This is a genomic window from Nonomuraea sp. NPDC050783 (genome assembly GCF_040802095.1).
GTDB lineage: Bacteria > Actinomycetota > Actinomycetes > Streptosporangiales > Streptosporangiaceae > Nonomuraea.
On sequence record NZ_JBFAHK010000025.1, the window covers coordinates 66330 to 85201 of the forward strand.

An 18872-nucleotide genomic window follows, 5' to 3' on the forward strand; every position below is an offset into this window, starting at 1 on the left:
GGGTCAGGTGGTCGGCGGGTCGGGGCTCGCGTCCAGCGCCTGCCGCAGGGTCGCGAGGAAGGCCCCCAGGTCGTCCGGCCCGGCCCCGTCGAGCACCCGCCGCATGACCGCGGCGCCGACCACCACGCCGTCGGCGTGCCGGCGGGCCTCGCGGGCCTGGTCCGGGGTGGAAATGCCAAATCCTAGCAAGACCGGCCGGTCGGTGACGCTCCTGACCCGCCGCGCCAGCTCCGCCGCCGAGCCGGCGAGACCGGCCCGCTCGCCGGTGGTGCCCATCAGCGACACCGCGTAGACGAACCCGCGGCTGCGGCGCGCGATCTCCGCCAGCCGCGGCTGCGGCGTCGCCGGGGAGGCCAGCAGGGCCGGCTCGATCCCGGCGGGGCCGGCCGCGTCCGTCAGCTCGCCGGCCTCGTGCACCGGCAGGTCGGGCACGATGAGGCCGCGCACGCCGGCCCGGCGCAGCGCGGCGCAGAACGCCTCGGGTCCGTCGTGCAGGACCAGGTTGTAGTAGGTGCTGACGACCAGCGGCACGCCCAGGTCCGGCAGGGCGGCCAGGTCGGCGAGGACGCGGCGGGTGCTCGCCCCCCGGGCCAGCGCGGCCTCGCTGGCCCGCTGGATGGTGACGCCGTCCAGCGTGGGGTCGGAGAAGGGCAGGCCGACCTCGATCGCGTCCGCCCCGGCGGCGGCGAACGCCCGCAGGTAGCCGGTCCAGCCGGGCGTGATCCCGCCGGTGACGTACGGCATGAGCAGGCCGCGGCCGGCGTCCCTGCGGGCGCGCAGGTGGCGCTCGACCGCGCCCGCGGCCAGGGTCGGGTTGTCGGTCACAGCAGCTCCTTCAGGGTGGAGACGTCCTTGTCGCCCCGGCCGGACAGCGTCATCAGCACCGTCGATCCGGCCGGCAGCTCGCCCCGGCCCGCCGCGCGGACGATCCAGGCGAGGGCGTGCGCCGATTCGAGCGCCGGGACGATGCCCTCGGCGCGCGCCAGCCGTACCGCCGCCGCGACCGCCTCGTCGTCGCTCACCGTGACGTAGCGGGCCCGGCCCAGGTCGCGCAGGTGGGCGTGCTCCGGGCCGACCCCTGGGTAGTCGAGCCCGGCGGCGACGGAGTGCGCCTGCTCGATCTGCCCGTCGCCGTCCTGCAGGAACAGCGAGCGGCAGCCGTGCAGGACGCCGAGCCGGCCCCGGGCCGCCCCGGCGCCGCCCTCCGCCTCGACGCCGACCAGGCTCGCGGGGGTGTCGGCGAACCCGGCGAACGTGCCGGCCGCGTTGGAGCCGCCGCCGACGCACGCGACCACGTGGTCGGGTACGCCGGTCCGCAGCTCGGCGGCGCACTGCGCGCGGGCCTCGTCGCCGATGACCCGCTGGAGCTCCCTGACCATCCACGGGTACGGGTCGGGCCCGATGACCGAGCCGACGCAGTAGTGGGAGTCGCCGGTCGTGCCCACCCAGTGCCGCATGGCCTCGCTGGTGGCGTCCTTGAGGGTGCGGCTGCCGGTGGTCACCGGGACCACCTCGGCGCCCAGCATGCGCATGCGGAAGACGTTCAGCGCCTGCCGCTCGATGTCGCGCTCGCCCATGAACACCGTGGCCTCCAGCCCGAGCAGCGCGGCGGCGGTCGCGGCGGCCACCCCGTGCTGGCCGGCCCCGGTCTCGGCGATGAGCCTGCGCCGCCCCATCCGGGTGGCCAGCAGGGCCTGGCCCAGCACGTTGTTGATCTTGTGGGAGCCGGTGTGGGTGAGGTCCTCACGCTTGAGGTACAGCCGCACGCCCAGCTCCTCCGACAGCCGGTGGGCCGGGGTGAGCGGGGTCGGCCGCCCGGCGTGCACGGCCAGCAGCCGCGCCAGCGCGCCGCGGAACCCCGGGTCCGCCCACGCCTCCCGGAACGCCTGCTCCACCTCCCGGCACGCCTCCACCAGGGACTCCGGGGCGTACCGGCCGCCGTACCTGCCGAACCGCCCCCACGCGCCGGGCTCGCCCATCGTCCCGGCCGGGGGTGACACGTCTCGCATGCCGTACTCCGATCGTTCTATAACTCTTGGATGAGTTCTATAACAGTCAGTATGGCACGGGCAGCGCGGGACGGGAGCGGGCGACGGCCAGGGGCGACGGCCAGGGTGAGCGCGGTGACGTGCCCGGCCGGCGCCTCGGCCAGCGCGGGCGGATCGCGGACGGTGAAGGGCCAGGGCGGGCCGACGAGGATGCGCGCCATCGCGGACAGGTCCTCCGTGCCCAGGCCGGCGCCGGCGACGAGCGGGCCGCGCTCGCGGCGATCGGGGCCCGGCTGCCGCGCACCGCCGGTGCCGAGCCGGCCCGGCTGCACCCCGGCTGGCCGCCGGCGTGCACGGCCGGGGTCACCACCTTGGTCGTCGCCGCGATCGGGCTCGCGCTGCATCACATGATCGACGACGAGCTTCCCGTGGACGAGGCGCCGGCCGCGGCCGAGCACCTGCTGCCGGGGGAGGGGACGTGAAGGTCCCTCGCCGCCGCCTCCGGGTGCGGGCCCAAGGCCGGCTGGTACCGCAACGTCCTGGCCGCTCCCGAGGTGACCCTCCAGATCGGCGGCCACGTCGTACGGGCGGCCGCCGCGCCGGTCGCGACGGAGGAGGGAGCGGAGATCATGGCCAGGTACGCGCCCCGCCACCCCGTCGCCGCCCGCCGGCTCTGCGCGATCATGGGGTTCGCGGTGGACGGCAGCCAGGAGGACTACCGCGAAGTGGGGAGGAACATACCGTTCGTCCGTTTCATTCCGCGCCACGCCCCCTCGTCATGACGGGGCGGGCCGGTCGAGGAGGCCGTCCTGGTCGATGAGGCCGTCCTGGTGGTCGGCGGCCCACTGCGCGAGGTGCGCCAGAGGGCCGTTCGCGAAGGATTCGCCCAGCGCGGAGAGCCGGTAGACCGCGCCTGCGGGCGCTGACGTACGGCCGGCGCCGCCGCCTCTCACGACGAGCCCGCGCGCCTGCAGCCGTCGCAGCGCCTGGGTCAGGACCTTGTCGCTGACTCCCGCGATCCTCGTGAGCAGTTCCCTGCGTCGCGTCGGCCCCAGGCGGAGGGCCGAGAGCACGACAGGATCCCAAGCGTGGCTGATGAGCTCGGCCGCCGCGCGCACCTGGCAGTCGGAGACGAATGTCTGGCAGGACCCGTCGAGCACGGAACCAGTATCGCACCGGCGCCCTACCGAACGGTAGGAACCTCGTTCGTAGCGTCAGGAACACAGCTTCGAGACAGAGGAGATCGTTGTGAACGTAGGGATCCTGGGGACCGGGAACCTCGCCGTGACGCTCGGCCGAGCTTGGGCCCAGGCCGGCCACTCACTGGTGGTGGCGGGGCGCGACCCCGTGCACGCCGCGCGGGCCGCCGACCGGATCGGTCCCGCCGCGGAGGCGGTCGAGGCCGCGGACCTCCCCGGCCGGGCCGACGTGCTCGTGATCGCGGTGGCGTGGGAAGGGCTGGAGGCGGCGCTGCATCTCGTCGGCGCCTCCGAGGGATCGCTGGCCGGCACGACCGTGATCGACTGCACCAACCCGGTCGACTACACGACCTATGAGCTGAAGCCGGCGAACGGCTCGGCGGCGGCGCTGGTGGCTGGCACGGCTCCCGGTGCGCACGTGGTCAAGGCGCTCCACCTGTTCGCGGGAGCCTCGTGGCCGTACGCGGGCCCGCAGGAGTCGGCACCGGTCGTGGCGATCTGCGGCGACGATGCGGATGCCCTCGATCGCGCCGCGGCCCTCGTCCGGGACCTCGGTGGACGGCCCGCCGCGGTCGGCGGGCTCGCCAGCGCCCGGCAGCTGGAGGAGGCCGCCGGATTCGTCATGAGGGTCGTCGCGTCGGGCCACAACCCGAGGCTCGCCGTTCCCGATGTGGATCCGGCGCTGCTTCGAGCAGCACAGACGACGGCCGGGTAAGCCGGCAGGCGCCTGGAGAGGGACGCCTCCCTCAGATCTGACCCCATCGGTGGTACACATTGGACGAGTTGCAGGAGGCCATGAAGACGCCTCCACCCGTCGTCGCCCCTACCAGGCAGACGCCCAGACCGGCGTTCTGGACCAGGCCGAGACCGGCGTGGATCCACACCTGGTTGGGTTGTCCGTTGCACGGGGCCGTCCAGGCGCTGGTGGTGCCGGCGGTCAGGCAGCGCCCCGTTCCCCTGTTGACGATGCGGCCGCCCCCGATGTCCTCGACTCCGTACCAGTAGCGGTTGACCCCTGTCGAGCAGCTACCGGTGAAGGTGCCGCTGACGGAGCCTCCGCTGTTGATGAGGCAGCGGCCACTACCGCTGTTGTAGAGGCGGAAGTCCGCGGCCCGGGCCTCGACGTCGCGGGCTTCGCTCCTGCCGGCGGTCCCCGCTGCGGATGCGGGGGCAGCCGCCGCCACGGCGGAGCCGAGCAGGCACAGTCCCGAGAGGATCGCTGCTGTCGTTCCGGCGAGTTTGCTCATTGCGTTTCCTTTGCTCGGACTCTTCCGGGTAGCGCGGTCCCATGCTCGTGCCTGCTCATGGGCCGGACCAGGACACCAGAAGGGCATCTGCCGGGCATTGCCCGTCAGAGGTGCCTCCGATCCAGCCGTGAAGGCGCTCGGGCGGTCACTCGCCGCCCGGCTGGCGGGCGGCCTGCTCGGTGACGCGTTCGACGGCCTTGACGGCGATGTCGGGCTGCTCGACGTAGATGTAGTGGCCGCTGTCCTTGGCCGTGGTCAGCTTGCTGTCGCTGGACAGCGCGAGCCACTTGCGCTGGCCCGCGGCCCACGCCCGCTCCAGGCGCGGCCCGTACGTGGGGATGGCCGCCAGGTACGGCTTGCCGTGCTGGATGACCTCCACCGGGATGTCCCCGGCCGAACGCACCTCGCCGTCGGCGACGACGAGCTTCTCCGGGTTCTCGCCCTGGAACACCGCCAGGTTCTGGGCGCGCAGCTCGGCCGCCGGGCCGGTGGCCGACTTGGGGATCGCCTTCTTGATGTCGGCCAGCATGGTGGACGGGGTGGCGTCCATCAGGACCACGCCCTTGACGCGGTCCTGGTGCTCGGGGGCGTACCTGGCGGCGATCAGCCCGCCCAGCGAGTGCCCGGCCAGGACGACCGGGGCGTCACCGGCGAGGCGGTCGAGCACCCCGGTCAGGACCTCGCCGGTGCTGGAGAAGTCCTGCTCGCCGGCCGGCTGGTCGCTCGCGCCCGAGCCGAGCCGGTCGTAGGAGCAGACCCGGTTCCGCGCGCTCAGCGTCTTCTGGAAGGCGGCCAGCTTGTCCAGCCCGTCGCCGGCGCCGTGCATCAGGACGATGACCGGCCGGCCCTTCTTCGGCTCGCCCGAGCAGGACACGTTCACCGACCGGCCCCCGACGTCGATCTTCTGGGTCCCGGAGATCGGGGCGGCTTCGGACGCCCGCGTGGCCGGGGCCATGGGGTCCCAGTTCTCCAGGGAGTCACCGTCGCAGCCGGCGACCGCCGTGCCGAGCACGGCGCAGCACAGCGCGGCCACGACGGATGTCCTGGTCTGACGGGGCATGAAGTCCTCCAGAGGGAAGTCGGCACAAGGTGATGCGCACGGCGGTGCGGCTCGCACGCGTACGGAGCGCCGTGGCTGCGTCGCAACGCTACGGACCGGGCGGTCCGGGAGCGTCACCGCACGGTGGACATTCACCGGTAGCTCGTACGGGGGACAAACCCGGCCGGAGACCTGACCCGCCCGCCCCGGGAGGGGCCGCGTCACGCGGAGGCGGCGGCGGCGAAGCGGCGGGCCAGGCGCGCGAAGGCTTCCTTGAGCTCGGCCGGGCCGACGACCTCGATGTCGGCGTCGAACCTGCCGAAGGCGGCGGCCAGCCCGGCCCATGACCACGAGCCGAGGACGAGCCGGCAACGGTCCGGGCCGAGCTCCTCGACGATCCCGTCGTGGACGTAGGGGGACACCTCGGCGGCGGGCAGGCCGAGGATCACCTCGCCGCGGCAGAGCCAGCCGCCGGAGCCGCTCGAGCCTCCGGAGTCGCCAGGGTCGCCCGTGCCCAGGAACCGGCTGGTGATGAAGGCGGCCACCGTTCCTCCCGGCAGCTCGCGCGGGGTGAAGCGGGGCCCGGACGGGACGCGCGGCACGATCCGGTCGGCGCGGAACGTGCGCCAGTCCTCGCGGTCGAGGTCCCAGGCCACCAGGTACCAGCGCCCGCCCCACGTGACCAGGTGGTGGGGCTCCGCCCGCCGCGGCGCGGACCGCGGCCCGTAGCCGAAGCGCAGCACCTCGCGGGCGTGGACGGCGGCGCTGAGCGCCATGATCACGTCGCTGCCGGCCTGCGGGGCGGGGTGGAGCGCGGGCCGCTCGACGGCGGTGACCTGGAGGGTGTCGATCCGGTGGCGCAGCCGCGCGGGCATGACCTGCCGGACGGTGCTCAGCGCGCGGGCCGCGGCCTCCTCGATGCCGGCGCCGCTGGTGGTGGCGACCTGGAGCGCGATGGCCAGGGCGACGGCCTGCTCGTCGTCGAACAGCAGCGGGGGCAACCGCGCGCCGGCGCCCAGCCGGTAGCCGCCGTCGGGCCCCTTGAAGGTCACGATGGGGTAGCCCAGCTCGCGCAGCCGGTCCACGTCGCGGCGGACGGTGCGGGGGCTGACCTCCAGCCGCTCGGCCAGCAGCGCCCCCGGCCAGTCCCGGCGCGTCTGGAGCAGGGACAGCAGTGCCAGCAGGCGGGCGGAGGTCTTCGGCATGCCGTCCATCCTGCCCGCAGTAGCGGCCACTCCCTGACCGCTACCCCTGCGACGGTGGTCGCGTAGCGGGCGCTGCGCAGCGTCCGGAACCAATAGGAGCCGACATGTCCGTCAAGTCTGTGACCCATCTGAACTTCCGCGGCGACGCCCGCGCGGCCCTGGAGTTCTACCAGGCCGTCTTCGGCGGCCGGCTCACCGTCGTCACCTACCAGGACGCCGGGGCCGTGCAGGACCCGGCCGAGGCGGACCAGGTGATGTGGGGCCAGGTGGTCGCGGGTGACGGGTTCCACGTGATGGCCTACGACGTGCCCTCCCGGCTGCCGTGGGACCGGGGCGAGAACTCGTTCTTCCTCTCCCTGCGCGGCCAGAGCGTCGAGGAGGTCACCGCGTACTGGGAGAAGCTCTCCGACGGGGCGACGGTCGCGCAGCCGCTGGCGCCCGCGCGGTGGGCCCCGCTCTACGGCATGCTGACCGACCGCTTCGGCGTCGTCTGGGTCGTGGACGTCGCCGCCGAGTACCAGGGCTGAGCAGCGCGATGGCCGTTCTCGGCGCCCGGGCGCTCAACCGCGCGACGCTCGCCCGCCAGCTCCTGCTCGACCGCGCCGGCCTGCCGGTCCTCGGCGCCGTCGCGCACCTGTGCGGCCTGCAGGCGCAGGAACCGCAGGAGCCGTTCGTCGGGCTCTGGTCACGGCTGCGCGGGTTCGACCCGGCGGTGCTGTCGGGCCTGCTGGTACGGCGCGAGGTGGTGCGTATCCACCTCATGCGCCGCACCGTCCACCTCCTCACCGCCGGGGACGCCCTGGCCTGGCGGGCCCGCCACGCCCCCATGCTGCGGCAGCGGGTGCTCGGGACCTACCGCCGCGAGCTCGCCGGGGTGGACCTCGACGAGCTCGCGGCGGCGGGCCGGGCGGTGATGGCCGACGGCGAGCCGCGCTCGATGGGCGAGCTGGCGCGGGCGCTGGCCGGCCGCTGGCCGGAGCCGGGGCCGCGGGCGCTGGGCGAGATGCTGGTCGCCGCCCTCGTCCCGATGGCGCAGCTGCCGCCGCGCGGGTTGTGGCGGACGAGGGCGGGGGTGCGCTACGTCCCGCTCTCCTCGTGGCTGGGGCGGGAGATCGACCCGCCGGCGGCGGACGGCACCGACCCGGTGGGGGAGGCGCTGGCGCGGCGCTACCTCGCCGCGTTCGGGCCCGCCGCCGTGGCCGACCTGCGTGCCTGGTCCGGCCTGGCCGGGCTGCCTGCCGCGGTGGCGGCGATCCGCGGGGAGCTGGTCTCCTTCCGCGACGAGCGGGGCCGGGAGCTGCTGGACCTGCCCGGCGCGCCGCGCCCCGACCCGGACACGCCCGCCCCGGTACGGTTCCTGCCGGCCTTCGACAACACGATCCTCGGCTACCACGACCGCGGCCGGATCATCGACGACGCCGACCGCGGCCTGTCGGTCGCCGGTGCCCGGATGGTCCTGGTGGACGGCAGGGTCGCCGCGACCTGGACCGTCGAGGACGGCACCGTGGCCGTCGCCCCGCTGCGCCCGTTCTCCCGCGCCGAGCGCGACGCGGTGGCCGAGGAGGGCCAGGCGCTGGCGTCGTTCCTGTCCGACGGCGACAGCGACCGCGTACGGCTGGCGTGAGGACGGGGCCGTCCGGGTCGTCAGTCGTCGTGGGCGATGAGCATGAGCTGCCGCCACAGCAGCACCACGAACACCGCCGAGCCGGCGAAGGCGAACCAGAAGGGCGCCGTGACGCCGAAGCGGGTGGCCAGCACGCCGCCGATCAGCGAGCCGACCACCAGGCCGCCGTAGACGCAGATGGTGTTGACGCTGCCCACCCGCCCCTGGAGCTCGCTCGGCACCGCGCGCTGGCGGACGGTGACCGAGGTGGTGCCCCAGATGAACGCGTGCGCGCCGAAGACCAGGAAGATGCCGCCGGCGACCCACGGCGAGCGGGTCAGGGCCAGGCCCAGATGGGTGAGCGTCTCGATGACGAGCCCGATGCGCATCAGCGCGCCCAGGCTGACCCTGCGGGTGATGACCCCGTACAGCCCGGTGCCGATCAGGCCGCCGATGCCCTGGATGGTGGCCACCACGCCGAAGCCGATCGCGCCGAGGCCGAGCCGTTCCCGGGTGTAGAGGACGAGGACCGCCCAGGCGGCGCCGAAGGTGAAGTTGAAGATCAGGATGGTCAGGACGAGCGTGCGTACCGCCGTGTGCCGGAAGGTCCAGCGGAACCCGGCGAGCAGCTCCCGCACGGTGTCGGGCCGGGGATCGCCGGCCCGCCGGCCGTGCGGCGGCAGCGTGACCCGGGAGACCAGGACGATCCCCGCCAGCACCAGGAGCAGCTGCCCCGCGAACGGCCAGGTCATGCCCAGGCCGAACAGGGCCGCGCCGACCGGCGGCCCCGCGAGCTGGTTGAGCGTGATGAAGCCCGTGCCCAGGCGGGCGTTGGCCACGACGAGATCGTCCTTGTCGACCATCATGGGGGTCAGCGTGGCCGTCGCGTTGTCGGCGAACACCTCGGCGACCGACCGCAGTGTGAGCGCGATCAGCGCCGTCACGACGGTCACGGCGCCGGTCGCCATGAGCACGACCAGCGCCGCCAGCACCGCGACCCGCACCGCGTTGGCGACGAGCACGATCGTGCGCCGGTCGTGCCGGTCGGACAGGACGCCCGCGTACAGGCCGAACAGCAGCGGCGGCGCCCAGCTCACCAGGGCCGCCAGCGAGATCATCAGCGGGTCGCGGGTCAGCGTCGCGATGAGCAGCGGGCCGGCGGCGGCCGCGATGCCGTCGCCGAGGTTCGTCAGCCAGCTGGAGGCCAGCAACCAGCGGAACGCCGTCCCCAGCCGGGCCGGCAGCACTCGCTCCACCACGGTAGTCACGAGCGCAGAACCATACGATTGGCGGGGATTCGCGGCAACAGGTTTTCGCGCCGCCCGGCGGTCAGCAGCAGGACGGCGTCCGGGCCGGGGCGTCGGCGTCGCCCTTGACCACGTAGACCTCCCAGGGCTCGTTGCCGGGGCCGTGGACCCACACCTTGTCCTGGAGGGCGTAGCAGCAGGAGGTGTCGCTCTCCTCGAAGGTGGCCAGGCCGGCGTCCTTGAGCCGCCGGGTGGCGGCCTCGACCTGGGCGCTCTCCTCGACCTCGACGCCGAGGTGGTCCAGGCGGGTGCCCCGGTCCTCCTCGCCTGCCTCGCCCTCGATGAGCACCAGCTTGAGCGGGGGCTCGGCGATGGCGAAGTTGGCGTAGCCGGGGCGGCGCTTGGCCGGCTCGACGCCGAACAGCTTGGAGTAGAAGGTGATCGAGCCTTCCAGGTCGGCGACGCGGAGGGCGAGCTGGACGCGGGACATGGCGGTCTCCCATCGGGCTGTTTCGACGAATGTCTAAGCAAGCCCGAGTTTGCGCTTCTGCTTAGGCATCTGTCAAATTAGAGACATGTCGAATCAGCAGTTGCCGGTGCTCGCCTCCGGATGTTGCGCGCCGCTGGTCGCCGAGCCCGTCGGCGCGGAGGCGGCGGGCGAGCTGGCGCGCGTGTTCAAGGCGCTCGGCGACCCGATCCGGGTACGGCTGCTGTCGCTGATCGGCGCGCACGCCGGCGGCCGCGAGGAGGGCGAGGGGGTGTGCGTGTGCGAGCTGACCGGCGCCTTCACGGTCACCGCGCCGACGATCTCGCACCACCTGAGGGTGCTGCGCGAGGCCGGCCTGATCGACGGGCAGCGGCGCGGCACCTGGGTCTACTACTGGATCGTCCCGGCCACGCTCAAGCAGCTCACCGGCGTGCTCGCCCTGCCGGGAGAGGCCCAGTGAGCCACGGAAGGCACGACGTCCCGGGAAACCACGACATCCCGGGGAACCACGACGTCCTGATGAGCCGCGACGTCCCGGTGAGCCGCGGCGTCCCGGCGAGCCGCGACGCCGCCGTGCTCGACGACCCGGTGGGCGCGTCGCTGAGCGGCCACCACGCCCACCTCGCCCGGCGGCTCGGCGGGGCCGCCACCTACCAGCCGGAGGTCGCGTCCTTCTCCACGGTGGCCGCCGGCCGGGACGGGCGGGAGTGGGCCGACCTGGCCCGGCTGCTCGGCCGGGGCGCGCTCGCCGACCTGTTCAGCTCCCCGGCGACGCCGCCGCCGGACTGGGAGCCGGTCTTCGTCCTCGAAGGCCGCCAGATGATCTGGACCGGCCGCCCGCCCGCCGGGGCCGGCGCCGGCGTGGTCGAGCTGGGCGCGGACGACGTACCCGAGATGCTGGACCTCGTCGCGCGGGCCCGGCCGGGGCCGTTCCGGCCGCGTACCCGCGAGCTCGGCACCTACCTCGGCGTCCGCGACGGCGGCGGCAGGCTGGTGGCGATGGCGGGCGAGCGGCTCAGGCCGCCGGGCTGGACCGAGATCAGCGCCGTCTGCACCGCCCCCGAGGCGCGCGGGCGAGGGCACGCCGCCCGCCTGGTCCGCACGCTCGTCGCGCGGGTCGCGGCGCGCGGCGAACGTGCCTTCCTGCACGTGGCCGAGTCGAACGCCGGCGCGATCGCCCTGTACGAGCGGCTGGGCTTCCAGACCCGCGGGCCCGTCACCTTCCGGGGGTTCCGCACGCCCTGACCTGCCCGGCGCGTCCCGCGCCCCTGACCCGTCCCCGCTCGCCCGCCGGCCCGGTCGCCGGCGCGGTACTCGTTCTTCAGCAGGTCGTAGAGCTCGCCCATGTGGAAGGACTCCCACTTGCGCGGCGGCAGGGCCGGGTCCTTCCAGTCCATGTAACCCGAGCAGGGGCCGGTGTGGCGAGGGTCAGCAGCAGGGCGAGCGCCACCAGCGGGCGCCCGCTTCCTGACGGGCGGCGCGGCGGCGGCCGGTTCCTGTCGGAGCCGGTCGCCAGGCTCGCCGAGCTGGCCGCCGTCGAGGTCTACCGGCGCTTGCAGGACGTGGCCGTTCCCGGGCTCTCGCTCAACGCGTTATGGGCGATGGAAGGCGCGCTCACCGACACCGACTGGCGCCACCTGCCGCCGCAGCGGAAGGCGGAGCCGCCGGCCGAGCTCGCCGATCACTAGCGGGCCCCGCCCGCGGACGGGCGGATCGGGCCTACGGCGACCGACTGGTTCAGCGGGCGTTCGCCGCCGGTGGGGAAGGGCGAGCCCGGCGCCTCCGTCAGCTCGCCGCCCGCGCCGATCGCGAACGAGGCGAGCTGGTTGGTGTCCCTGACGGCGGCGAAGACGTCCCGGCCGTCCGGGGTGACGGCGACCGCCGCGACCTCGGCGCCGTCGGGCGTGCGGGCGGGGGAGCCGGCGATCGGCCTCAGCCCGCCGCCGGCCAGGATCGTGTAGCCGAGCAGGCCGCCGCGCTGCTGATCGTTGTCGGGGTCGTTGCCGGCGACGTACAGGTGCTGCCCGTCGGGGGTGACCTTCAGCCCGACCGGGCCGTCGGGCGCGGGGAACGGCGAGCCGGGCACCGGGGTCAGCGAGCCGTCCGCGCCGCGCCTGAACGCCCAGACGTTCTGCCCGACCAGCGACGTCACGTAGACGAGGCCGCCGTCCGGGCTGATCGCGATGCCGAAGTTCGCCTGCGCGACCTTCGCCACGTCCTGGCCGGGCCCGAGCGTGCCGTCGGGGCGCACGGCGAACCTGGTGATGGCCCGTGGCGGGCTGTCGCCGGTCTCGTCCACGTCGGCGTACGACAGGTAGAGGAACCGGCCGTCGGGCGACAGGACGGTCTGCTTGGGGTTGTCGGAGGTGGCGGGGAAGTCGCCGAGCCTGACGGGCGTGCCGCCGGGGCCGATCCGGTACGCGGAGATCGCCGCGGCGGCGGTGTCGGTGACGTACAGGGTGCGCCCGTCGGGGGAGACGGTGGCGCCCCACGGCTCGTCGCCGGTCCTGACGAGCCGCGGCCCCGGCTGGAGCGCGCCCCGCGCGCCGACGCGGAAGACCGAGAGGAGGTCCGAGTCGCTGTTGACGACGTAGGCGGTGGCGCCGTCCGGGGTGAGGGCGATGCCCCGGGGGAAGGCGCCGCCGGTGCTCACGGGTGCGCCGAGCGGCGTCAGGACGCCCTTGGGGCCGATCGCGAGGGAGGAGACGTCGCCGGTGGCCGCGTTGGTGACGTAGACGACGCCGGACGGCGGCGGCACCGGTCCGGGGGCGGCCTGGGCGGGGGCGGACACGGCGAGCAGCGCGGCGGCGGCCAGGAGGGCGCCGCCCGCGCGGGCGGACAACGGGATGGACACGGGGACTCCTTGTCGGAAGTGCGGATTCACCCGGGGGGCGTGCCATCCCGTTCCATGGGCCGCTGGGCGCCGCGGCAGATGAGCGGGCATGCCAGGATGCTTGTAAAGTGCGCAACCATGACAATCCGGGCGGGAGATCACCTGCCGGGTGGCGTGCGGCGGACCCCTGAGTGCGAGGATGGCGAGATGGATATCCTGTCGAGGAACAACGTCACGGTCACCGGCAACCCGGCCGGGCCGGCGGTGGTCCTGGCGCACGGGTTCGGCTGTGACCAGAACATGTGGCGGCTGACGGTGCCGGCCCTGGCCGACACCTACCGGGTGGTCCTGTTCGACTATGTCGGGTCCGGCCGTTCCGACCTGTCGTCGTTCCGCGAGGATCGTTACAGCAGCCTGGAGGGCTACGCGCAGGACGTGGTGGAGGTCTGCGAGGCGCTCGACCTGCGCGGGGCGGCGTTCGTGGGCCACTCGGTCAGCGCCATGATCGGCGTGCTGGCCGCCCGGCAGGCGCCCGACCGGATCGGCGCGCTGGTGATGGTGGCCCCCTCGCCCTGCTACATCGACGACGAGGGCTACCGGGGCGGGTTCAGCGCCGCGGACATCGACGAGCTGCTGGCCTCGCTGGAGGCCAACTACCTGGGCTGGTCGTCCGCGATGGCCCCGGTGATCATGGGGAACCCCGGCCGGCCCGAGCTGGGCGAGGAGCTGGCCAACAGCTTCTGCGCCACCGACCCGGAGATGGCCAGGGTCTTCGCCCGCACCACGTTCCTGTCCGACTCCCGCGACGACCTGAAGACGGTGACCGTGCCCACGCTGGTGCTGGAGTGCGAGCAGGACGTCATCGCCCCGCGCGAGGTCGGCGCCTTCGTGCACGCGCGGATCCCCGGCTCGACGCTGGTCACCCTTCCGGCCACCGGGCACTGCCCGCACCTGTCCGCGCCTGAGGCCACCAACCGGGCCATCACCGCCTTCCTGGCGGAGCTGGGATGATGTCTCCCGTGGGGTGCGGCACCGGTGCTCATGGAGCCGACGACGGAGGGGCCGGCGGCGAGGCCACGGACGCGGTGTTCGTGGGCCTGCTGGAGGACAGCGCCGAGGAGCTCTACGACACCGCCCCCTGCGGCTACCTGTCCACCCTGATGGACGGCACCATCGCCAAGATCAACGCGACGCTGCTCACCTGGCTCGGCCGGGAGCGGCAGGAGGTGGTCGGCCGCCTCCGCTTCACCGACCTGCTCACCGTGGGCGGCAAGCTCTACCACGAGACGCACTACGCGCCGCTGCTGCGCATGCGCGGCGAGGTCAGCGGCATCGCCCTGGAGCTCAAGGCCGCCGACGGCACCCGCATACCGGTCCTGGTCTCCTCGGCCCTGCGCTACAGCGGCGAGGGCGAGCCGATGCTGATCCGCACCACCGTGTTCGACGCCCGCGACCGCCGCGCCTACGAGGAGGAGCTGCTGCACCGCCGCAAGGCGGCCGAGGCGGCCGCGCGGCAGGCCGAGGCCGACCGCGCCCGGTTGCAGGACGCCCTGGCGGTGCTGCAGCAGAGCCTGCTGCCCAGCACGCTGCCCGTCATGCCGGGGCTGCGGGCGGCCGCCCACTACCACACCGCCTCTCCCGACCAGCTCGGCGGCGACTTCTACGACGTGTTCCCGGTGGACGCCAAACGCTGGGGCTTCTTCCTGGGCGACGTGTGCGGCAAGGGGCCGCAGGCCGCCGCGCTGACCTCGCTGACCCGCTACACCCTGCGCGCCGCCGCCCTGCACGACCCCGACCCCGTCTCCGCCCTGCACACCCTGAACACGGTGCTGCACGAGCGCTACGCCAAGGGCGACTCGCGCTACTGCACCGCGATCTTCGGCGTCATGGAGCCCGACCCGGAAAGCGGCCACGTCGCCGTGCACCTGGCCTCGGGCGGGCACCCCCCGGCGCTGGTGCTGCGCGCCGGCGGCGGGTGCGACTTCCTGCCCACCCCCGGCGGGCTGCTGGTCGGCGTCCTGCCCAGCCCGTACTTCGCGCCCGCCACCACGAGCCTCGGGCCCGGCGACGCGCTGGTGCTCTACACCGACGGGCTCACCGAGGCCCGCACCGGCTCCGACCACGCGGCCCTGTTCGGCGACGAGGCCCTGCGGGACTTCCTCGCCGGGCACGCCGGGGAGCCCCCGGAGACCCTGATCGAGGCGCTGGCCGGGCTGCTGAAGAGCTTCGGCGACGGCCTCGACGACGACACCGCGCTGCTCGCCCTCGGCGTCCCTGCCGAGTAGACCGGCCCCGCGGGCCGCCGCCCGGCGGTCAGCCCTTCTCGCCGGTCAGCCCTTCTCTCCGGTCCGGGCATCGGACGAGCGCAGGCGCTCGCTGTCCTCCTGGAGCTCGTCGATCATCCTGGACGCCTCGGCCTTGCTCAGCCCGTCAGGCACCTCCCTGCCCGCCTCCCTGGCCAGCGTGTTCAGGTAGGACTCCTGCGGGGCGGTCATGGGCTCGTCGCCGGTCGTCCACTCGTCCGGGTCCTTCTCCACCGGTCCGTTGCTCATGTCATCTCTCCTCGAACGCACGTTCCCTTACGGGGAGGGCGTCTGCCCCCGGGAACGCGGCGCAAACCCGGCGGCGGGCGGCCGGCCCGGCAGGAACCGGCCGAGCAGGGCCCCGCCCGCGATCACGACGACGCAGGCCGCGAGCACCGGCGTGACCAGGTACAGCGGGGACGGAGCGGTGAGCCCGATGAGGGCGGCCGTGGCGGCCGCCGGCGGGTGCGCGGCGCGGAGCAACAGCATCGGGGCGGTGGACAGGGCGGCCGCGACCGCCGCCGTCCACACCGATGGGCCGGTCACGGAGGTGACGGCCAGGGCCAGCGCGGAGGCGCTGAGGTGGCCGAGCAGGACGCTGCGCGGTCGCGCGAAGGCGACGCCGGGGGCTGTTGCCACCAGCACCGCCGAGGCGACGAACGGCAGCGCGAACAGCCCCAGCCCGGTCAGGGCGGCGACGGCGGCCAGCGACAGCAGGCCCGCGAGTGCCGCGGCGGTGGTGAGCAGCACCTCCTTGAGCGGGGTGCGGCCGGGTGGCCGGCGGGCGTGAGTGGTCATCCGAGCTCCTCGGGATCAATCCTGCAGGCGGCGGAGGAAGTCGCGGACCAGGGACGCGATCTGCGCGCCACGCGTCTCCAGGGCGAAGTGACCGGCGTCCAGGAGCTGGACGTGGGCGTTCTTCACGTCACGGGTGAAGGTCAGCGCCCCGTCCGGCCCGAAGATCTCGTCGTGACGGCCCCAGACGGCCAGCACCGGCGGCTGGTGGGTGCGCAGGTACTCCTGCCACCGCGGGTACTGCGGCGGGTTGGTGGCGTAGTCGAGGAAGAGGGCGAGCTGGACGGCGTGGCTGCCGGGCCGGTCGAGCACGGCCTGGTCCAGGGCCGCCTTGTCCGGGTTGACGAGCGTGGTGTCGCGCACGCCGTGCGTGTACTGCCAGCGGGTGGCCTCCTCGGTGTAGTAGCCGAGCAGGGCGGCGGTGTTGGCCTCCGACGGGTCGGCCCACGCCTTCTTGAACGGCTCCCAGAACGCGGTCAGCCCCTCTTCGTAGGCGTTGCCGTTCTGGGTGACGATGCCGGTGATGCGCTCGGGGTGGCGCAGCGCGAGGCGGAAGCCGACCGGTGCGCCGTAGTCGTGGACGTAGATCGCGTACTTGGTGACGCCGATGGCGTCGAGCAGCCGGTCCACCACGTCGGCGAGGTGGTCGAAGGTGTACTGCCACGCGTCGGCGCGGGGGGCGGAGCTGTGGCCGAAGCCGGGGTAGTCGGGCGCGATGAGGTGGAACTCGCCGGACAGCTCGGCCATCAGCTCCTGGTAGGCCACCGATGAGGTGGGAAAGCCGTGCAGGAGCACGAGGGCGGGGGCGGACGGGTCGCCGGCCTCGCGGTAGAAGACGTCGAGTCCGTCGATCGTCATGGTGCGGTAGTGCATGCTCACGACCAGGTCCTAACCATCTAAATCCAATTTGGTGGTTAAGTGGTAGCATGGCTGTCGTTAACCTGTCAAACAGTCTTTGGGGGTTAAAGTGAGGGTGCGGCCACTGAAGGGCGAGCCGGTCGCGCTGGACCTGGTCGACACCGTCTGGGTGGAGCACGGGACACTGCTCGACCAGTTCGACGCCCTGGAAGGAGTCCGGGCGTGGCTCGCCGACCACGGCTGGGACGGCGACGGCGAGGTGGAGCCGGTACGCGACCGGCTGCTGGAGGCTCGTGCCGCGCTGCGCGACGCGCTGGAGGGCCGCGGATCCGGCAGGCTCAACGCCGTCCTCGATCACGGCGCCTGGCGGCCCCGGATGCGGGACGGGGAGCCGTACGAGGAGGTGGTCGTGGACGAGACGGCCTGGCGGCCCGCGTGGGTGGCGGCGGCCGGCTTCGTCCGGCTGATGGGCGAGCGCTCGGAGCGGGTGCGCAAGTGCGCCAACCCGCAGTGCGTGCTGTGGTTCCTGGACGTCAGCAAGAACGCCAGCCGCCGCTGGTGCTCGATGGAGGTCTGTGGCAACCGGGCCAAGGTGGGCCGGTTCCACCAGCGCGCCAGGAGCACCGGCCGGCCGGGCGCGTGACCGGCCCGCGCGGTGACGAGGCCGTTCCGGCCCCGCTGTCGTTTTCGTTCAAGACGGCGGCCACGGCGGTGGCCTAACGTGGACGCGGCAGTCCGCTCGCGCATAAGGAGACAGCACAGTGCGTACCTTGGTCTACACCGGTTTCATGTCGCTCGACGGTGTCGTGGACTCGCCTGGCGGCGGGCCGGGAGAGGAGCACCGTAGCGCCGGGTGGGTGTTCAAGGACCTCGAATTCGTCCCCGAGGTCTGGTCGCTGAAGGGTGAGGAGCTCGCCGACACGACGGCGTTGATGTTCGGCCGCCGCAGCTATGAGGCGTTCGCGGCGACCTGGCCCGACTCGCAGGACCACACCGACTACAAGGAGTTGCCCAAGTACGTGGTGTCGACCACGCTGTCCGAGGATGCCGTCGTCGACGGATGGGGGCCGACCACGATCCTGCGCTCGATCGAGGACGTCGCGGCGCTCAAGGAGAGCGAGGGCGGTGGGATCTTCATCCACGGGAGCGCGGAGCTGGCTCGGCGGCTGTCGGACGCGGGGCTGATCGACCAGTACAACCTGCTCGTCTTCCCCCTCCTGCTCGGTGCGGGGAAGAGCCTGTTCGACCGGGCCGACCGGGACAAGTACATGCTGACGCTGCGGGAGTCGGAGAGCTACGCGAACGGCATCCTGAAGCTGGTCTACGACGTCAAGCGCTGATCCGGATCGAGGGCGATCGCGCCGCCGGCGCCCTCGCGCAACTGTCCGGCGGTGCGTCCGACGTAGGAGCGTAACGCGCGGGCCAGGTGCGGCTCGTCGGAGTAACCGAGCTCGGCGACGACGTCGGCGGCCGGGGTCCGGGCGACCAGCAGCCGCGCCGCCGTGCGGGCGCGCTCGATCTGCCGGACGGCGCCCCGCGTCAGCCCGGTCGCGGACCGGAACCGGCGTTCGACCGTGCGCCCCGAGACGGCTGGACGGTGACCCCGCAGCACCTCGACGAGGAGCGGGTCACGGACCACGATCCCGGCCTGGACCAGACGTCCGACCAGAGCCTCGGCGTCGTCGGGGCCGGGCGTCTCCCAGCGCGCGCCGTCCAGCCGGAACGTCCGGCGCGTGGTGTCGGGGAGCTGGATGCCGCTGTCGACCAGCGCCGGCGCGGGTACCGCCCGCAACGAGGTGCCCACGGCGAACTCGATGCCGGTGAAGGTCGCGCCCTCCGGCACCGGCGCCGTCCCGGTCCGGGTCTCGGGACCGGTGACGCCCGCGAACGCCCGGCCGGCGTGCTCCCAGAACACCAGGCCCCAACGCACCCCCGCGACGGACGTCATCGCGGTGACCTGCTCGCTCGTGCACGTCCACACACTGTCGACCCACGCCGAGTCCGACGCGCGCGTCCTGAACCGCAATCCCACGGGGGGAAGGATACGTCGCTGCGCGAACCCGGCGGG

General features: G+C 73.8%; 24 protein-coding genes and 1 pseudogene. 12 read left to right on the forward strand and 13 right to left on the reverse strand.

All coding sequences use genetic code 11. The features are described from left to right. Positions 1-3: 3 nt before the first annotated feature. Both trpA and trpB read right to left on the reverse strand, forming a co-directional pair. The gene (trpA, locus tag AB0H75_RS42175; protein ID WP_367806097.1) at positions 4-825 is read right to left on the reverse strand and encodes a tryptophan synthase subunit alpha; all 822 of its coding nucleotides are present in this window, start codon (positions 823-825) and stop codon (positions 4-6) included. Further along, positions 822-2009 carry a tryptophan synthase subunit beta gene (trpB, locus tag AB0H75_RS42180; protein WP_367806099.1) on the reverse strand — a complete coding sequence of 396 codons (1188 nt, stop codon included), beginning with the start codon at positions 2007-2009 and terminating at the stop codon, positions 822-824. Before trpB ends, trpA begins: the two co-directional genes overlap by 4 nt. Positions 2010-2035: 26 nt before the next feature. Between trpB and AB0H75_RS42185 the strand changes: the two genes are divergently transcribed. Beyond that, positions 2036-2470 (forward strand): hypothetical protein, encoded by a 435-nt coding sequence (locus tag AB0H75_RS42185; protein WP_367806101.1) that lies wholly within the window; start codon positions 2036-2038, stop codon positions 2468-2470. A gap of 24 nt (positions 2471-2494) precedes the next feature. Further along, positions 2495-2770: pseudogene (locus tag AB0H75_RS42190) on the forward strand (nitroreductase/quinone reductase family protein); the annotation flags it as partial. Here the strand turns inward: AB0H75_RS42190 and AB0H75_RS42195 are convergent. Continuing rightward, a complete protein-coding gene (locus AB0H75_RS42195; protein ID WP_367806103.1) occupies positions 2765-3148 on the reverse strand; it encodes a winged helix-turn-helix transcriptional regulator in 384 nt (127 codons plus the stop codon). The pseudogene AB0H75_RS42190 and the gene AB0H75_RS42195 sit on opposite strands and share 6 nt — an antisense overlap. A gap of 88 nt (positions 3149-3236) precedes the next feature. On the opposite strand from AB0H75_RS42195, the gene AB0H75_RS42200 reads away from it, so the two are divergent. Next, positions 3237-3902 carry an NADPH-dependent F420 reductase gene (locus tag AB0H75_RS42200; protein WP_367806105.1) on the forward strand — a complete coding sequence of 222 codons (666 nt, stop codon included), beginning with the start codon at positions 3237-3239 and terminating at the stop codon, positions 3900-3902. Positions 3903-3933: 31 nt separating this feature from the next. Here the strand turns inward: AB0H75_RS42200 and AB0H75_RS42205 are convergent, their stop codons facing one another. The 3 genes from AB0H75_RS42205 to AB0H75_RS42215 all read right to left on the reverse strand — a co-directional run bounded on the left by AB0H75_RS42205 (position 3934) and on the right by AB0H75_RS42215 (position 6678). Next, a complete protein-coding gene (locus AB0H75_RS42205) occupies positions 3934-4434 on the reverse strand; it encodes a ricin-type beta-trefoil lectin domain protein (protein ID WP_367806107.1) in 501 nt (166 codons plus the stop codon). Between the two features lie 145 nt (positions 4435-4579). Then, on the reverse strand, positions 4580-5494 hold the full coding sequence (locus tag AB0H75_RS42210; RefSeq protein ID WP_367806109.1) for an alpha/beta fold hydrolase: 915 nt from the start codon (positions 5492-5494) through the stop codon (positions 4580-4582). 200 nt (positions 5495-5694) lie between these two features. Beyond that, the gene (locus AB0H75_RS42215; protein WP_367806111.1) at positions 5695-6678 is read right to left on the reverse strand and encodes a helix-turn-helix transcriptional regulator; all 984 of its coding nucleotides are present in this window, start codon (positions 6676-6678) and stop codon (positions 5695-5697) included. A 104-nt stretch (positions 6679-6782) separates the two neighbouring features. Between AB0H75_RS42215 and AB0H75_RS42220 the strand changes: the two genes are divergently transcribed. Both AB0H75_RS42220 and AB0H75_RS42225 read left to right on the forward strand, forming a co-directional pair. After that, positions 6783-7205 (forward strand): VOC family protein, encoded by a 423-nt coding sequence (locus AB0H75_RS42220; RefSeq protein ID WP_367806113.1) that lies wholly within the window; start codon positions 6783-6785, stop codon positions 7203-7205. Between the two features lie 8 nt (positions 7206-7213). Beyond that, positions 7214-8302 carry a winged helix DNA-binding domain-containing protein gene (locus tag AB0H75_RS42225; protein WP_367806115.1) on the forward strand — a complete coding sequence of 363 codons (1089 nt, stop codon included), beginning with the start codon at positions 7214-7216 and terminating at the stop codon, positions 8300-8302. 20 nt (positions 8303-8322) lie between these two features. Here AB0H75_RS42225 and AB0H75_RS42230 read toward each other — a convergent pair whose 3' ends face one another. Continuing rightward, positions 8323-9549 (reverse strand): MFS transporter, encoded by a 1227-nt coding sequence (locus tag AB0H75_RS42230; protein ID WP_367806117.1) that lies wholly within the window; start codon positions 9547-9549, stop codon positions 8323-8325. Between the two features lie 61 nt (positions 9550-9610). After that, positions 9611-10018, reverse strand: a complete 408-nt coding sequence (locus tag AB0H75_RS42235; RefSeq protein WP_367806119.1) for an ArsI/CadI family heavy metal resistance metalloenzyme — start codon at positions 10016-10018, stop codon at positions 9611-9613. An 85-nt stretch (positions 10019-10103) separates the two neighbouring features. Here AB0H75_RS42235 and AB0H75_RS42240 point away from each other — a divergent pair, with 85 nt between their 5' ends. From AB0H75_RS42240 to AB0H75_RS42250, 3 genes are all read left to right on the forward strand, one after another. Continuing rightward, positions 10104-10475: an ArsR/SmtB family transcription factor gene (locus AB0H75_RS42240; RefSeq protein ID WP_367806121.1), complete on the forward strand. Its 372-nt coding sequence runs from the start codon at positions 10104-10106 to the stop codon at positions 10473-10475. Beyond that, complete coding sequence (locus AB0H75_RS42245) at positions 10472-11260, forward strand: GNAT family N-acetyltransferase (protein ID WP_367806123.1); 789 nt, start codon at positions 10472-10474, stop codon at positions 11258-11260. The genes AB0H75_RS42240 and AB0H75_RS42245 overlap by 4 nt, the downstream gene beginning before the upstream one ends. Positions 11261-11433: 173 nt before the next feature. Then, positions 11434-11703, forward strand: a complete 270-nt coding sequence (locus AB0H75_RS42250) for a TfoX/Sxy family DNA transformation protein (protein WP_367806125.1) — start codon at positions 11434-11436, stop codon at positions 11701-11703. On the opposite strand, the gene AB0H75_RS42255 is transcribed toward AB0H75_RS42250, so the two are convergent. After that, the gene (locus AB0H75_RS42255) at positions 11700-12869 is read right to left on the reverse strand and encodes a lactonase family protein (protein ID WP_367806127.1); all 1170 of its coding nucleotides are present in this window, start codon (positions 12867-12869) and stop codon (positions 11700-11702) included. The genes AB0H75_RS42250 and AB0H75_RS42255 overlap by 4 nt on opposite strands. A 186-nt stretch (positions 12870-13055) precedes the next feature. Here AB0H75_RS42255 and AB0H75_RS42260 point away from each other — a divergent pair, with 186 nt between their 5' ends. Both AB0H75_RS42260 and AB0H75_RS42265 read left to right on the forward strand, forming a co-directional pair. Next, entirely contained in the window at positions 13056-13859 is an 804-nt protein-coding gene (locus AB0H75_RS42260) for an alpha/beta fold hydrolase (protein ID WP_367806129.1), read from the forward strand. Further along, positions 13856-15133, forward strand: coding sequence for a PP2C family protein-serine/threonine phosphatase (locus AB0H75_RS42265; RefSeq protein WP_367806131.1), 1278 nt, complete (start codon positions 13856-13858; stop codon positions 15131-15133). The genes AB0H75_RS42260 and AB0H75_RS42265 overlap by 4 nt, the downstream gene beginning before the upstream one ends. A gap of 45 nt (positions 15134-15178) precedes the next feature. Here the strand turns inward: AB0H75_RS42265 and AB0H75_RS42270 are convergent, their stop codons facing one another. From AB0H75_RS42270 to AB0H75_RS42280, 3 genes are read right to left on the reverse strand one after another with little or no spacing between them, the layout of a single operon-like run. Beyond that, the gene (locus AB0H75_RS42270; protein ID WP_367806133.1) at positions 15179-15400 is read right to left on the reverse strand and encodes a DUF3072 domain-containing protein; all 222 of its coding nucleotides are present in this window, start codon (positions 15398-15400) and stop codon (positions 15179-15181) included. Positions 15401-15427: 27 nt separating this feature from the next. After that, the gene (locus AB0H75_RS42275) at positions 15428-15949 is read right to left on the reverse strand and encodes an HPP family protein (protein WP_367806135.1); all 522 of its coding nucleotides are present in this window, start codon (positions 15947-15949) and stop codon (positions 15428-15430) included. Between the two features lie 15 nt (positions 15950-15964). Beyond that, a complete protein-coding gene (locus AB0H75_RS42280) occupies positions 15965-16819 on the reverse strand; it encodes an alpha/beta fold hydrolase (RefSeq protein ID WP_367806205.1) in 855 nt (284 codons plus the stop codon). A gap of 100 nt (positions 16820-16919) precedes the next feature. Between AB0H75_RS42280 and AB0H75_RS42285 the strand changes: the two genes are divergently transcribed. After that, a complete protein-coding gene (locus AB0H75_RS42285; protein ID WP_367806137.1) occupies positions 16920-17447 on the forward strand; it encodes a CGNR zinc finger domain-containing protein in 528 nt (175 codons plus the stop codon). A 118-nt stretch (positions 17448-17565) separates the two neighbouring features. Next, positions 17566-18144 (forward strand): dihydrofolate reductase family protein, encoded by a 579-nt coding sequence (locus AB0H75_RS42290; protein WP_367806139.1) that lies wholly within the window; start codon positions 17566-17568, stop codon positions 18142-18144. Here the strand turns inward: AB0H75_RS42290 and AB0H75_RS42295 are convergent. Then, a complete protein-coding gene (locus AB0H75_RS42295) occupies positions 18126-18836 on the reverse strand; it encodes a helix-turn-helix domain-containing protein (protein WP_367806141.1) in 711 nt (236 codons plus the stop codon). The two genes, AB0H75_RS42290 and AB0H75_RS42295, sit on opposite strands and share 19 nt — an antisense overlap. Between the last annotated feature and the right edge of the window lie 36 nt (positions 18837-18872).